This is a genomic window from Streptomyces sp. ST2-7A (assembly GCF_021390475.1).
Lineage (GTDB): Bacteria > Actinomycetota > Actinomycetes > Streptomycetales > Streptomycetaceae > Streptomyces.
Window position 1 is genome coordinate 1 of the sequence record NZ_JAJUWS010000025.1, and the last position, 13,724, is coordinate 13,724.

Annotated in this window: 12 protein-coding genes; 4 read left to right on the forward strand and 8 right to left on the reverse strand. The window is 71.6% G+C overall.

Features of this window, described 5'->3' with window-relative positions; all coding sequences use genetic code 11:
- Window positions 1-437: 437 nt before the first annotated feature.
- On the forward strand, window positions 438-797 hold the full coding sequence (locus tag LZF96_RS15975; protein ID WP_233872271.1) for a hypothetical protein: 360 nt from the start codon (window positions 438-440) through the stop codon (window positions 795-797).
- 19 nt (window positions 798-816) lie between these two features.
- On the opposite strand, the gene LZF96_RS27375 is transcribed toward LZF96_RS15975, so the two are convergent.
- From LZF96_RS27375 to LZF96_RS15995, 5 genes are all read right to left on the reverse strand, one after another.
- Complete coding sequence (locus LZF96_RS27375; RefSeq protein ID WP_374203253.1) at window positions 817-1,827, reverse strand: transposase; 1,011 nt, start codon at window positions 1,825-1,827, stop codon at window positions 817-819.
- Window positions 1,828-2,765: 938 nt separating this feature from the next.
- Complete coding sequence (locus tag LZF96_RS15980) at window positions 2,766-4,190, reverse strand: NAD(P)/FAD-dependent oxidoreductase (RefSeq protein ID WP_233872274.1); 1,425 nt, start codon at window positions 4,188-4,190, stop codon at window positions 2,766-2,768.
- A 29-nt stretch (window positions 4,191-4,219) separates the two neighbouring features.
- Entirely contained in the window at window positions 4,220-5,053 is an 834-nt protein-coding gene (locus LZF96_RS15985; RefSeq protein ID WP_233872277.1) for an inositol monophosphatase family protein, read from the reverse strand.
- A 175-nt stretch (window positions 5,054-5,228) separates the two neighbouring features.
- The gene (locus tag LZF96_RS15990) at window positions 5,229-6,557 is read right to left on the reverse strand and encodes a hypothetical protein (RefSeq protein ID WP_233872280.1); all 1,329 of its coding nucleotides are present in this window, start codon (window positions 6,555-6,557) and stop codon (window positions 5,229-5,231) included.
- 316 nt (window positions 6,558-6,873) lie between these two features.
- Window positions 6,874-8,745, reverse strand: a complete 1,872-nt coding sequence (locus LZF96_RS15995) for a gamma-glutamyltransferase family protein (protein ID WP_233872283.1) — start codon at window positions 8,743-8,745, stop codon at window positions 6,874-6,876.
- A gap of 23 nt (window positions 8,746-8,768) precedes the next feature.
- Between LZF96_RS15995 and LZF96_RS16000 the strand changes: the two genes are divergently transcribed.
- Window positions 8,769-9,608: a Sir2 family NAD-dependent protein deacetylase gene (locus LZF96_RS16000; RefSeq protein WP_233872286.1), complete on the forward strand. Its 840-nt coding sequence runs from the start codon at window positions 8,769-8,771 to the stop codon at window positions 9,606-9,608.
- Window positions 9,609-9,730: 122 nt separating this feature from the next.
- On the opposite strand, the gene LZF96_RS16005 is transcribed toward LZF96_RS16000, so the two are convergent.
- The gene (locus LZF96_RS16005; RefSeq protein ID WP_233872289.1) at window positions 9,731-10,177 is read right to left on the reverse strand and encodes an SRPBCC family protein; all 447 of its coding nucleotides are present in this window, start codon (window positions 10,175-10,177) and stop codon (window positions 9,731-9,733) included.
- A gap of 397 nt (window positions 10,178-10,574) precedes the next feature.
- Window positions 10,575-10,847, reverse strand: a complete 273-nt coding sequence (locus LZF96_RS16010) for a DUF6480 family protein (RefSeq protein WP_233872292.1) — start codon at window positions 10,845-10,847, stop codon at window positions 10,575-10,577.
- Window positions 10,848-11,177: 330 nt separating this feature from the next.
- Here LZF96_RS16010 and LZF96_RS16015 point away from each other — a divergent pair, with 330 nt between their 5' ends.
- Window positions 11,178-11,921 (forward strand): hypothetical protein, encoded by a 744-nt coding sequence (locus LZF96_RS16015; RefSeq protein ID WP_233872295.1) that lies wholly within the window; start codon window positions 11,178-11,180, stop codon window positions 11,919-11,921.
- Between the two features lie 57 nt (window positions 11,922-11,978).
- On the forward strand, window positions 11,979-13,049 hold the full coding sequence (locus LZF96_RS16020) for a GntR family transcriptional regulator (RefSeq protein WP_233872297.1): 1,071 nt from the start codon (window positions 11,979-11,981) through the stop codon (window positions 13,047-13,049).
- 117 nt (window positions 13,050-13,166) lie between these two features.
- On the opposite strand, the gene LZF96_RS16025 is transcribed toward LZF96_RS16020, so the two are convergent.
- On the reverse strand, window positions 13,167-13,601 hold the full coding sequence (locus tag LZF96_RS16025; RefSeq protein ID WP_233872300.1) for a DUF6278 family protein: 435 nt from the start codon (window positions 13,599-13,601) through the stop codon (window positions 13,167-13,169).
- Window positions 13,602-13,724 lie beyond the last annotated feature (123 nt).

Sequence of the window (13,724 nt, forward strand, 5' to 3'; positions counted from 1 at the left end):
GCCCCCAACCCCCACACCTACCCCCACAACCCCCACCAGTGGGTGGACCCACTCGGCCTCAGCCCATGCGTCCAGATCGATGAACGGAAGCTAGATTATCTTTTCAATAAGAACATTAAGCCGGACTCACACAATACGCCACGAGCCAAGCAGAATGCAGCGCAGTTGCGGAGGGTAGGATTTGGCGACACTCCCCTCTCTCGTCAATTTGTGGCTGATCATCTAGGCAGTGCTGCCCGTAGCGGTTTCAGTCGAACCTTCAATAATGAATGGGGTACTTTCGGTGTTTCTGATTCCGTTCTCCATGGGCGCTGGGGAGCGGTTGGGGTTGAGAGCACATGGCAAGTCATGGGGGACGGTACTCTCCGTTTTTCTACTGCAATTTTGCGAGGTGGGCGATAATTCCTTGCCGGAATTTTTAATCGTCGAGTAAGGGAATGGCCGTGTATCGAGAATTCGTAGTTCCAAGTGATGAAGAGATCATTGAAGAGTTTGGTGTGATTCCTGAAGTTGTATCGGAATTCGAAGCAAAGAGGCTGGATTTCTCCTCGGTGATGGAGGGAGGAGTTGTTCTCACCTATGACGCGCTCGCCAGATCCATTGCGATCATTTGGAAAAATTTCAGCGGGGAGGTAATTGTCGACATCTTCAAGGAGGGTGCGACGAGAATGTCCGTCGTGAGTTTTGATGGCACAAGTCAAATCTCTTTGAGGTTTGATTCGGGGGAAGTGGAGGAGGAGCTCTTTTTGCAAATTTTTCCGCGTCCGAAATTGACGGGGCGCGGACTATTTAGTTGAGCTTCGGACAAGAGGGGGTCTAATGTGGTGAGCTGCTTTTTAGTGGATCCGAGCAGCTATGAGTCCTGGGAACGCGAGGAAGTGTGAGCCCTTGCGTTCGTACCGGACGGTCAGGTGGCGGTATTCGAACAGTCAGTAGATCGAGTGTTCTGCTTTTCAGTGGTGTCGGCTGAGCCGCTTGCTCGATTCGATCCCGGGGTGGGCGAGGCGCCGGGACGATGCCGCGTTCGCGGAGCCGGGCGAGGTATTCGGCGGAGTGGTAGTGCTTGCCCGCGCGGAGTTTGTCCGGGTGGCCTCGGTGGGGGCCGCGCATGGAGCGGATGGCGGGGATGTCGAGGACCAGCGGCAACGCTGCCTGGCTGTCGTGGACGTTCGTACCCGAGACTCCCAGGGCAGGGCAGGGCAGGGCAGGGCAGGGGCAGACCCCGCGCGTCGGACAGCACGTGCGGCTTGGAGTTCTTCTTGCCCCGATCGACCGGCCTGCATCCGGCCGGCGATCCCCTCTTTTTGCGCGGACCGAGGCTGCGTCCACGATCGCCGAGGTCCAGTCCACCTCGCCCCGGGCCCCGATACTCGTCCAGGAGTGCTCGATGCAGCCGACAACACAGCCCCCGGCCTTGGTCCAAACCACGAACCGGCGATGTGCCGTCGCCGGGGAAACGTCAAACGTCGACGGGAGATGCCGCCACGCACAACCGCTGGCCAGGACGCACATCACCACGAAGATGGCCCGTTCATCAACGGGCGCCATCCCCCCACTCTGCGGATGCGAGGAGAACGACGGCAGCAACGGAGCAACCGGCGACCACTGTCCATCGGGAAGCAATCGCTGCGACAGATCACCACCCGGGACACTGCACCATGCCGCATCAAACCGACACCACGCGAGGCATCCTCTCAGCCGCTTCCTGAAGTGGTTTATGCAACCCGATGATTCCTCGATGAATGGGCTTCCTTGAGTGAATTTACTCTCGAGCTCGACTCCGGGACGGAGGAGTATTTTCGGGAGGTGGCTCGATTCGCATGCCATGAATTTGGAATCTCTTACTCCGAGGCGGTGGCTCGCCTGAACCAGGTTTACTGCGACTCGAAAATTGATCCTTACCCGGATCTCATGTGCCACGAGGAGCCGGAGTACTGGGCTTTCGGGGTTTATTATGTATTGACCACTGTCGAGGGTGGGGAGTTGCTCTGGTGGGATTCGGAAGCGGACCGTTCCGGTTGGCCTGTTCGTCCCGCTCCGGAGAAAGGAACTCGATACTGGACGCTTTCAGGGGATTGCGAGGCGCCGCCTCCCCGTCCAGAATTGATGGATTCGATTATGGTAATCGATTCACTTCGGTAACCCTGATCGAACGTCCCGCACTTCTGAGATAATTTCCCAACCGACTGCGTCTCGGGAACGGGAACATCTATCAGTGCCCCCGGGTGCGCTCCGAAGAGCGGCAGGAACCCCTGTTGCGGGGGTCGGTATTGCGGGAGGTGATGTCGGGACGAACCGGTGGGGCCAACTTTTCACAACACGACCCGTAACCGGTATTCATCCTTGCCGGCGCGAACGCCACGGAACGGGAGTCGACACCTTCCACTCCGAGTCGCTTAGGAATGACCCTCGGGTCGCGACCCCGAGATCTCGTGCGATGCGTACCTGCACTCGGACGACAAGACCGCACAAGGGATCCCGGAAAATCAATCGGCGAGACATCCGGTGCCCCGTATCCCAAGGGGGCGAACCCATCGGCTTGAACAAAACCCCGGGCCCGGGGCGGAGGGGGAGGAGGGGTCGTCACTCCTCCTTCCCCGGGGCGGGCCATCCGAGCCGTGACCCGACTCGGCGGCCACGGCAACGGGCAGCGTCATGGCGGGCACTTCGAGGCGACGGGGCTTGTCCCGCGAAGGACGTGGAAGCACGCGATGGGACCCCGGAGACGTTCCACCACGCTCCCCGCCTCCGCCTCCGCCCCGCGCTCAGTCCCGGTCGGCGGTGCGCAGGCGGCGCCATACGGCGCGGGCGGCGTTGTGCCCGGACATGCCGTGCACGCCCGGCCCCGGCCAGGTCGCCGAGGAGCACAGGAACACCGCCGGGTGCGGGGTGGAGTACGGGTGCGGGCTCGGCTTGGGCCGGAACATGGTCTGCAGGCCGGTGAAGGCGCCGCAGGCGATGTCCCCGCCGACGTAGTTGGCGTTCCGGGCCTGCAACTGCGGCGGTCCGGCGACCGCCCGTCCCAGGACCAGGTCCCGGAAGCCGGGCGCGAAGCGTTCGATCTGCCGTTCCACGGCCTCGGTCAGGTCTCCCCGCCAGTTGTGCGGGACGTGCCCGTAGACCCAGAAGACGTGCTTGCCCTCCGGTGCCCGGGAGGGGTCGATGGCGGTCGGCTGGGAGGTGATGAGGAACGGCACCTCGGGCGCGCGCCCGGCCACGGCGGCCCGCAGCGCGGTGTCCACCTCCCCGGCCGTCGGCCCCAGGTGGACGGTCCCGGCCCGGTGGGCGTCCGGCGAGGTCCACGGGACCGGACCGGAGAGCGCGTAGTCCAGCTTGAAGGCCGCCGCCCCGTACCGGAAGGACCGGAAGGCGTCGCCCAGACCGGCGATGCGGGCGGCGGCGGTGGGGGAGGTGTCGAAGATGTAGGCGCGGGCCGGCGGCAGTTCGTCCAGGCGCTTGACCTCCACCCCGGTGTGGATGGTGCCGCCCAGCTCCCGCAGGTAGCCGGCGAGGGCGTCGGAGACGGCCTGCGAGCCGCCGCGCGCGATCGGCCAGCCGCCCTCGTGCGCGCCCAGTGCGAAGACCATGGCGATCGCCGAGGTGGCCGGGGTGTTCAACGGGGAGATCACGTGGCCGGCCAGTCCTGCGAACAGTCCCTTGGCCCGCTCGCCCCGGAAGCGGCGCAGCAGCCAGGAGACCGGTGGCAGGCCGGTGAGGCCGAACCGGGCCAGGGTGATCGGCCCGCGCCGGGGCAGTTCCCAGGGCACGGTGAGGAAGTCGTGCGCCAGGTTGTCCCAGCGGCCCAGGTACGGGGCGAGCAGTCGCCGGTAGGTGTCGCCGTCGCGACCCTCCAGGGAGGCGGCGGTCTCGTCCACCGAACGGGTCAGCAGAGCCGCCGTGCCGTCCGGGAAGGGGTGCGCGAGGGCGTGCTCGGCCTCCAGCCACTCCAGCCCGTGCCGGGCCAGCGGCATGGCGTTAAAGGCCGGGGAGCCGACCCCGATCGGGTGAACCGCCGAGCAGGGGTCGTGTCGGAAGCCGGGCAGCGTCAGCTCCTCGGTGCGCGCCCCACCCCCGATGCCGTCCCCGGCCTCGAACACCTCGGCGGAGTACCCCCGGCGGGCCAGCTCGATGGCGGCGGTCAGGCCGTTCGGGCCCGATCCCACCACCACAACGTCACGCAATGAGGCCACGGTGTCGGCTCTCCCCTCGCGGTTGGGGTTCAGACGGCGTCGGTTCGTCCCGCCGCCAGCAGGTCGAGAATACGTCGCGCGGTCGCCTCGTCGCGGGCCGCGGTGAACGGCAGCGCGTTGCCACCCGCGAGCCGGAACGGCTCCCCGGCGACGGTGCGTTGCACCCCGCCCGCCTCGGTGACCAGCAACAGGCCGGCCGCGTGGTCCCAGGGGAACTCCCAGCTGAAGGCGAGGGCGTCCAGCTCACCGCGCGCCACCCGCAGGTACTCCAATCCGGCGGCACCGCCCGGCCGCGGGGCCACGCCCTCGGTCCACAACCCCAGCAGCGCCCGGCGCTGGTCGGGGGCGACGTGGTCGGGGTCGGAGCAGGCCACCCGCAGCGGCTCGTTCCACGGGCGCGGGGTGGGGGCGGGCAGCGGAGCGCCGTTCAGACGGACGCCCGCACCGCGCCAGGCCTCGGCGAACAGGTCGGGGACGGGGGCGTACAGCCAGGCTCCGAGTACCCGTCCGGCCCTGGCCAGGGCGACCAGGGTGCAGAAGCCGGGTTCGCCCCGTACGAACTGGCGGGTGCCGTCGACGGGGTCCACGATCCACACCGGGTCCTCGCCCTCCAGGGCGGCGTACCGGCCGGGGTCCTCGTGGACACCCTCCTCACCGACGACCTTCGAGCCGGGCAGCAGGGCGGTCAGCTCCTCGGTCAGCCGGCGCTCGACCTCCCGGTCGGCGATGGTGACCAGATCGTCCGGTCCCGTCTTGCGCAGAACCTCGTGCTCGGCCAGGCGGCGCCGGCGCGGCACGACCTCCTCGGCCACGATCCGCCGGATCACCTCCGGGACGGCGGCTCCCACCTGTACGTCGATCATCCCTCCATCGAAACACGCCCCGGGGCATCGGTACGCCCCGGGCCGGGTGGGTCGGCCCCTCCCGTGGTGCGCGTGTTCCCCCTTCGCCCCGTCGTACTCGTCCGTTCGGCGGTCCCGTGCCGGGACGTGTCCCGGCACGGGACCGGGGCGGGGGCCGTGCTTTCAGGCCGTGCTTTCAGGCCGCGCCGGCACGGCGCAGTTCGCCCGCCACGGCGTTGTGGTGGCGGGGGGAGACGCTGAGGGCGGCGTCCAGCAGCACCGGCGCCAGAAGGTCGGGGTTGTCCAGGGCCGCGCCGACGGCCTCCTCGGCGCGTCGGGCCCGGACCAGGGAGGCGAGGAGGGTGACGGCCTCCTCGCTCCGGCCCGCGGCGAGCAGGGCGCCGGCGATGGCGCCGGTGTCGGCGACCGGGCGGGCGGCCGCCTGGCGCAGCAACTGTCTGCACTCGCTCTCCCGGCCCCGGTCGGCGAGCGCCTCGGCGATCGCGACCACGGGTCCGGGCGGGAGGGTGGCAGCCTCCCACAGCAGGGTCGCGATCTCGGGCCCCAGGCCCTCCCGCTCCATGCTCTCCACCAGGAGCGGAAGGTGTTGCGGGGGGCCGGCCACCGCGCCGCACAGGGTCATGTAGAGGTCCGCGCTCAACCCCCGGGCACGGAGTCGGGCCAGCCGGCCCGCGATCTCCCCGGCGATCCGCCGGTCCTCCTCGGTGAACACGACACGGCGGGTCGGTGTGGTGGGGGATGCGGCGCCCCCCTCCGCCCCGGCGAAGCGGGAACCGGCGGGGCGTCGGCTCTCCGTCGCGTCCCGTGAAGCGGCGGGCGCGGTGGCCGGAGCGGTCGGGGCGGGGTCCTCCTCGATGCCGGCGAACCGTGCGCCGCGGGGGCGACGGGCCGGTTTGCCGGTCGGCACGATCGTCGCGGGGGAGACATCGGCCGGGCCGGTCCCCTCGGCGGGCGGCGGGCCGGGCTGCGGGGGAACGGCCGGTTCGGTGGGGGCGGGCAGGGCGTTGAGCCGTCGTCGCAGTTCGGCGCGGCGACCGCGGGCACGCTCCTCGTCGTCCGCCGCCCACATCCGCAGCGCCGTCAGCCGCTCGGCCTCCTCGGGGCGCCCGGCCAGACGGGCGGCGCGTTCGGCGGCGGCCAACTCCCGGCCGTGCCGGTGGGCGTCGATCTCGGCCTGGTCCTCGCGGCCCAGGCGGCGGGTCAGGTCCTCGCGGGCGTCGGGCCGGGAGTCCCGGGCGCGCCGGGCGAGCTCGTAACGGGAGCGGATCCGTCTCCCGCGACGCTCGGCCTCGGCCGCGCCGTAACGGGCCGCCAGATCCTGGAGCAGGTCGGCGACCACGTCCCAGGGGGGCAACTCCCGCCCCGCGGACCAGAGGTCCATGTCCCCGGGCACGCGACGTCCGAAGGCGGCGAACCAGCCCGCGGCCGGGTCCAGGGCCTCGACAAGCGAACGGAACTCGGCCGTGAAGGCCGCCGACTCCCGCCCCATCACGGACATCTCCATGCGGCTACTGAAGCGCAACCGTGTTACGCCCAGTGTTTCCGGTGCGCTACGAGGCGTTTACCGAAACGGTGAGGAGCGGTGAAGCGATCACGGAGCGCTGCCGGCGGTCGTGCCCGGCGGGTGACGCCGTTCCGCGCCGGTTGTGCGCCACCCCCTTGACCGGCCGGGGAGCCGGGGGTGGGGCGGAAGCGGGGGAGGGGACGCCGGGGCGGAAGCGGTGGTGCGCCGGGGGTGCCGACCCCCGGCGTTCACCTCCGGTCCGGCCCGGGGACGCCCGGGACCACCGGCCGGGCCCGTGCGCGGGAGGTGCCGGACCTCAACGGCCGACCGCGTACCCCTGCATCCCCCGGGCGTTCGCGGCGGCCGAGAGCACTCCCGTCTCCGGGTTGCGGGCCACCGCGCACAGCCTGCCCTCCGTCCACGCGCCGCCGACGTGCACCCGGTGGCCGCGTCGCCGCAGCTCCTCCACCGCGCGCTCGCCGACCCGGGATTCCACCGTCACCTCGCCGGGGCGCGAACCGCGCGGGTGGAAGGAAGAGGGGAAGGAGTCCTGGTGCCAGTTGGGGGCGTCGATCGCGCCCTGCAGGTCCGGGCCGCCGCGCACGCCCGGCCGCAGCAACAGCCCCAGGAAGAAGTGCGCCTGCCACTGGTCCTGCTGGTCGCCGCCGGGGGTTCCGAAGGCCATGACCGGTTCCCCGCCGCACAGCGCCAGGGAGGGGGAGAGGGTGGTGCGCGGGCGCCTGCCGGGGGTCAGTGAGGAGGGCAGGCCCGGCTCCAGCCAGGTCATCTGCAGCCGGGTGCCCAGGGGGAAGCCCAGGCCGGGGACGACCGGGCTCGACTGCAGCCAGCCGCCACTGGGGGTGGCGCTGACCAGGTTGCCCCAGCGGTCCACCACGTCCACGTGACAGGTGTCGCCGCGGGTCTCCCCGTTCCGGCCCACGGTGGGCTCGCCGGAGCCGGCCGCCGCGACGCCGAGCGGATCGAAGGCGGGGGCGAAGGAGTTCGGGTCGCTCGCGGCCCGGGCCAGGCGCGGCGGCCGACCGCCGGGGGAGCCGGGGCGCAGCTCGGCGGAGGCGTGCGGGCCGATCAGGGCGCGGCGGGTGGTGTTGTACTCCGGCGACAACAGGTCGTCCAGCGGCACCGGGGTTTCGCCGGCGTCGCCGTACCAGGCCTCGCGATCGGCCATCGCCAACTTGCCGGCCTCCAGCAGCAGGTGCAGGTACTCGGGGTAGGCGGCCGTCTCCTCGGGGGCCAGGCCGCGGGTGCCGCCTGCGCGACCGCCGCCCGCCTCGGCGAGCAGGTCGGCCGGGGCGTCGCCGAGCAGCGCGAGCTGCTGGAGCAGGACGGGACCCTGGCTCCAGGGACCGGGCTTGCAGACGGTCCAGTCGCCGTGGTCGTAGCGGGAGGGTTCCTCGTAGGAGGCGGTCCAGCCGGTCAGGTCGTCGCCGGTGAGGGGGGAGGCGTGTCGGCGGCCGGAGGAGTCCATGGCGGGGCGCGCGGCGTGCGCCACGAGGGCGTCGCCGATGAAGCCCTCGCGCCAGACGCGGCGGGCGGCGTCGATCTGTCCCTCGCGGTGGGGGGAGGCGGCCTCGGCCTCGGTCAGCAGGCGTCGCCAGGTGGCGGCGAGGTCGGGGTTGCGCAGCAGGCCGCCGGGGGCGGGCGGGTGCCCACCGGGCAGGTACACCTCGGCGGAGGAGGTCCACTCGGACTCCAGGAGGTCCCGCACGCCCTCCACGGTCCGGCAGACCTGTTCCACGACCGGGTGGCCGTGTTCGGCGTAGCCGATGGCGGCCTCCAGCACCCGGCGCAGGGAGCGGGTGCCGTGGTCGCGCAGCAGGGTCATCCAGGCGTCGAAGGCGCCGGGGACGACGGCGGCCAGGGGCCCGGTGCCGGGGACCAGGTCCAGGCCCAGGCCGGTGAAGTGATCGATGGTGGCGCCCATGGGCGCCGGTCCCTGTCCGCACAGGACCCGCACCGGTCCGCCGGTGGGGGCGATGATGATCGGCGCGTCACCGGCGGGGCCGTTGAGATGGGGTTCGACCACGTGGAGGGTGAAGCCGGCGGCCACGGCCGCGTCGAAGGCGTTCCCTCCCTCCTCCAGGATCGCCATCGCCGACTGCGAGGCGAGCCAATGCGTGCTGGAGACCATGCCGAGGGTGCCCTGGAGCGTGGGCCGCGTGGTGAACATGCCCGGGAGCGTACGCTTTTCATATGAGCGGCGACGAGACGGCCCCCCGGTCCGGAAGCGCCCCGGACGATTCCCGCCGACCCGCGACGGCCCCCTCCCGGCCCCCGGTGGCACTGCTCAGCGGTGCCGGCATCTCCACCGACTCCGGCATCCCGGACTACCGGGGACCCAACGGTGTGTGGCGGCGGGACCCGGAGGCGGCGAAGCTGGTCACCTACCACCACTACGTGAACGACCCGGAGATCCGCCGCCGCGCCTGGCGGATCCGTCTCACCGGGCCGGCCCGGCACGCCCGTCCCAACGTCGCCCACCGGGCCGTCGCCGAGCTCGAGCGCACCGGCGCGCCGGTGCGGGTGATCACCCAGAACGTGGACGGTCTGCACCAGGCCGCCGGGCTGTCCGACCGCAAGGTCCTGGAACTGCACGGAACCACCCGGTTGTTCGAGTGCGTGGACTGCGGCGGGCGCGGTCCGATGTCCGAGGCACTGGCCCGGGTGGAGGCCGGGGAGGAGGACCCGCCCTGCGTCCTCTGTTCGGGGATCCTGAAATCGGCCACCGTGATGTTCGGTCAGGCACTGGACCGGGAGGTACTGGAGCGGGCGGTGGCCGTCGCCCGGGCGAGCGAGGTGTTCGTCGCGGTGGGCACCAGCCTGCGGGTCCACCCCGCCGCCTCGTTGGCCCGGATCGCGGTGGAGGCCGGGGCGCGACTGGTCATCGTCAACGCCGAGCCGACGCCGTACGACGCCCTGGCCGAGGAGGTCATCCGGGAGCCGATCGGCCGGGCGCTCCCCGCGCTCCTGGCCGACCTGGTCGAACCGGTCGAACCGGTCCCCGACGGGAGACCGTCCCCCCAGCCGGGGTGAACACCGGGCCGGAACGGCCGTGGAGCACGCGGGCGCGCACGTCGGGAGGTCCCCGTCGACCACGGTCGACGGGGACCTCCCGACGTTGGCGGGTCGGCGGGGCCAACCCGCCGCGTCGGCGCTCAGATCTTGCCGCGCCAGGTACCGGTCTCGGTACCGCGGGACTCGATGAACTCCTTGAAGTTGTCCAGGTCCTGCTTGGCCTTGCGGCGCACGATGCCCATCTTGTCGCCGATGGCCTCGGTGAAGTTCTCCGGGGCGTACTCCATCTGGAGCATGATCTTCGTGCGGGACTCGTTCAGGCGGTGGAACGTCACCACACCGGCCTGCTTGGGGCCGTTGCGGCTGGCCCAGGCGACCCGCTCGTCGGGAACCTGCTGGGTGATGTCGGCGTCGAACTCCCGCCGGGTGCCGGCGATGTTGGTCACCCAGTGCGTCCGACTGTCCGAGAGCTGGTCCACCCGCTCCACCCCGCTCATGAACTCGGGGAATTCCTCGAACTGCGTCCACTGGTTGTAGGCGGTGGTCACCGGCACGGCGACCTCGATGGATTCCTCGATGTGGGACACGAGCGCTACTCCTTGATCGGGTGATCTCGGTGACTGCGGTGATCGGAACGGTGATCGGGGCATCCCCGATCGCCGCGATCCGTTCGGATTCCCCATCCGCCTCCGGACCGTTCCTCTTTCGTTCCGTGTCTCCGCGGACATTCGGGCGAAAAGCGGCGAAATGGTTTCCGGGAGGCGGTGCCGGCGATGCCGAACATGGTTCCTCCGGACATTCGCGTTGCGAACGCGATCGTCTTTCTTCGATTGTGGCCGGCGGAATGCCGGGCCGCCCCGACATCCATTCCGAAGGGGGTGTCGGTGGCTCACTTCGCCGCCTACCCCGGCTTTCACCCGGGAAACAGGAATCCCCCGCCGCGGGCCGGCTTCTCCCCGCCGGGCCGTCGGCGGGGATACCCGCTCAGAGCAGGGAAATCGCGTAAGCGAAGAAGAAGGCGGCGATGAGCACGGTCACCACGATGACCAGGGCCAGGGGGGCGACCGCCCACCCCTTGGTGGGGTTGTGGGTCTCCTGCGGACCCGTCTCGCTCATGCTCCCCTCGGCGGGCGGGGTGTCACCGGGCAGCACCGAGCCGCCCGGCTCCATGCCGGGCGTGCGGTCCGGGTCCGGGTCCGGCGAACGCGGGTCCCGGCGGGGGTCCCCCGCGCCGCGGCGTTCCGCTCCTGGCGTCATCGTCCTCGTCCTCCGTCTCGTTCCGCCGGTTCCGTCGCGCCGCTCCGGCTCCCCCCGACGGCCGACCGGCTGTGGCCTCCTTCTGTGCGGGTGACCGACGCCGGCGATCCCAAACCCTCCCGGCGGGTGAAAGGAGGGACGAAACAGGCATCCGGGTGACGCCTCCACCCGGGGCCCGTTCGGCTCCGCCCCGGCGACCGTGCCGTGCCGATGGTCGGGAGGGGCCCGCCGGCGCCGACGGGGCCGGGATGTCGCGGACGGGTCCCGGGCGGGTCGCGGTTCCCGCCCGGGGGTCGAACACCGGCGCGAGCCGCCGGTAGGGTCCCGGCCATGAACGAAGACGCGCGCAACCTGCTCCTCGCCATCGTCGTCGCGGCGGCGGTCGCCGCCGTCCTGGGCTGGTTCCTCCGCGGCTGGCTGTACGAGCGCGACCTGAGGCGCAAGCAGCGGTTCTTCGGACTTCCGGACAACTCCGAGTGCCTGCTGGTGGTCAGTCGGGAGGCCGGCGCGGATGGAGCCGTGGCGCGCAACGACGTCTTCGCCCTCCTCGAACTGGCCGCGCTGATCAAGAACTGCCGGTCCCACGCACGGGTGATATCCGGGGAGACCGCCCAGCGCGGTTTCGGCGAGCGCACCGAGTTCTGTCTGGGTGGTCCGATGGGCAACCGGCGCTCCGCCGCCCACCTGCACAGCCTGCTGCCCGGCATCGCCGCCAACACCGACACCGAACCGGGTCCGGACCGGGGTGCCTTCCTCATCGGCACCGAGCGGTACCGCCTGGAGAACGGCTCGGTCGAGCACGTCCTGCTGGCCCGACTCACCGGCGGCCAGGAGGGACGGCCGGTCTTCCTGATCTGCGGCCAACGCTCCATCACCCATCAGGCCGCCGCCCGCTACCTGGCCCGCCACCACCTGCGGCTGGCCCGGAAGCACGGCGGCTCCGGGAATTTCGTGCTGCTGCTCAAGGTCGTCAACTCCCAGGCGTACGGCCCCGACGTGGTGGAACTCGTCTCCGACGTCACCTCCACGGCCCTGAGCCCCCGCCCGAAGCTCACCACGAGTAAGGAGGACTGACGCCGAGTGACGTAGCCTGGTCGCGGTCGAAACCCTGGTGGTGTGAGAGGGGATCAGATGGGTGACACGCGGCCGGTCTACCAGCGCATCGCGGACGATCTGCGGCGCCAGATCGACGAAGGGGTTCTGCCGGTGGGGGCACGCATCCCCTCCCGGTCGGAACTCAAGCGGGTCTACGGCGCCAGCGATCAGACGGTGGATCGGGCGGTACGGGTGCTCAAGGCCGCCGGCTACGCGGTCGGTCAGTTCGGACGGGGGGTCTTCGTCGGCGATCGCAAGCCGATCGGCTCCCTGGTGAGGGGATCGGTCGCGATCGATTCCCCTCTCGCCGCCGAACTCCGCGGCGGCCCCCGGGTCGTGGCACGGGCGGGGGCGCTGCCGCCCCCGGGCGCGGTCGGCGCGCGCCCCGGGCCGTTCCCGGCCGTGCCCCCATCGGCGCCGGTCGCCGGGAGGGACGGGTTCGTCGGGGGCGGGTTCGCGGAGGGCTTCGGGCTCCTCCCCGCGCCGAGGGCGGAGAGTCCCGCCGAGCGGGCGCCGCACCTGGTCTGGGAGGCCACCTCCACCGCGACGGTCGCGCCGCCGGTCATCGCCGAGAGGTTGGGCATCGGCACCGGCGAGCGGGTCATGTGCACCCGCTACGAGTACCTCGCGGACCGCCTTCCGCTGCAACTGGCGACCAGTTGGGAGCCGTTGGCCCTCACCGGGGAGACCGACATCTGCTGGCCCGAGCGCGGCCCCTACGCCCGCCGGGGCGTGCGCGGACGGTTCGCCGCCATCGGCATCCGGGTCGTACGCGCCCGCGAGGTGGTCGCCTCCCGTCCGGCCACCAGCCCGGAGGCCGAGGCGCTGGGCTGTGCGCCGGGCCAGTGCCTCACGGCCGTGGAACGCACCCACTACGCGGCCGACGGTCGGCCGGTGGAGACCTCGGACTCGGTGGTGCGCGGGGACCGGTGGCGACTGGAGTACGAGATCCCGCTGGCCCCGGAACCGGCCCCGCCGCCCCCGCCGGGCGCGGGAGTCGTCGCCGGGGCCCCGCGTCCCGGGGAACACCGCGCGGGGGTGCCCCGTCCGACGCGACGCCGTGCCCCGGCGGGCGGGGACGAACCGGCCGGCTCCGTACCGCGCTGACCCGGCCGGGACCGGCGGGACCGGGCCACCCCGGCCCGGGGCCCCGACCGGGTCGGGCGCGCTCCCGGGTCGGGGTGGCCCGGGGACGGCGGGGGAAAGGGCGGGAGCCGCCCGCGCTCAGCCCTCGGCCGCCTCGGCGTACAGCCGGGACAGCTCGGGCACGCCGTTCTCCGCCCACTCCCGGCCCCGGGTCCCCACATCGAGCCGACGCCCCGAGGCCAGGGCCACCTCGGGGCGGCCGTCCTCGCCGGGGACCCAGCGGGCGCCGGCCAGGGAGCGGACGATCACCGTGCCCAGGTACAGCCCGGCGTCCGTGGCCAGGGCCGGCAACTCCTCGGGGTCCTCGCGCCACAGGGGCGGCAACTGGTCCAGCAGGGCAAGGGATTCGGGGTCCCCCGAGAGTACGACTCCCTGATCGGCGGCCCGTTCCCGCAGCAGGGGGCACTCGGCGAGCAACTCCGTGACCCCGTCGGCGTCGTAATCGCGTTCCGCGCCGGTCGGGGGCACGGGCATCCGGGGCCGGCGCCGGTGGTGTGCGAAGGGGAACCTCATACCGTGAAGGGTGGCACCCGGACCCGCCGGCAGGCCGGCGGCACGACGGATTTGAAGGTGACGAAAAGGGAAAACCCGCCCGGTTCCCCCGGGCCCGGGAACATCGATCGGAGGCCGTCACCC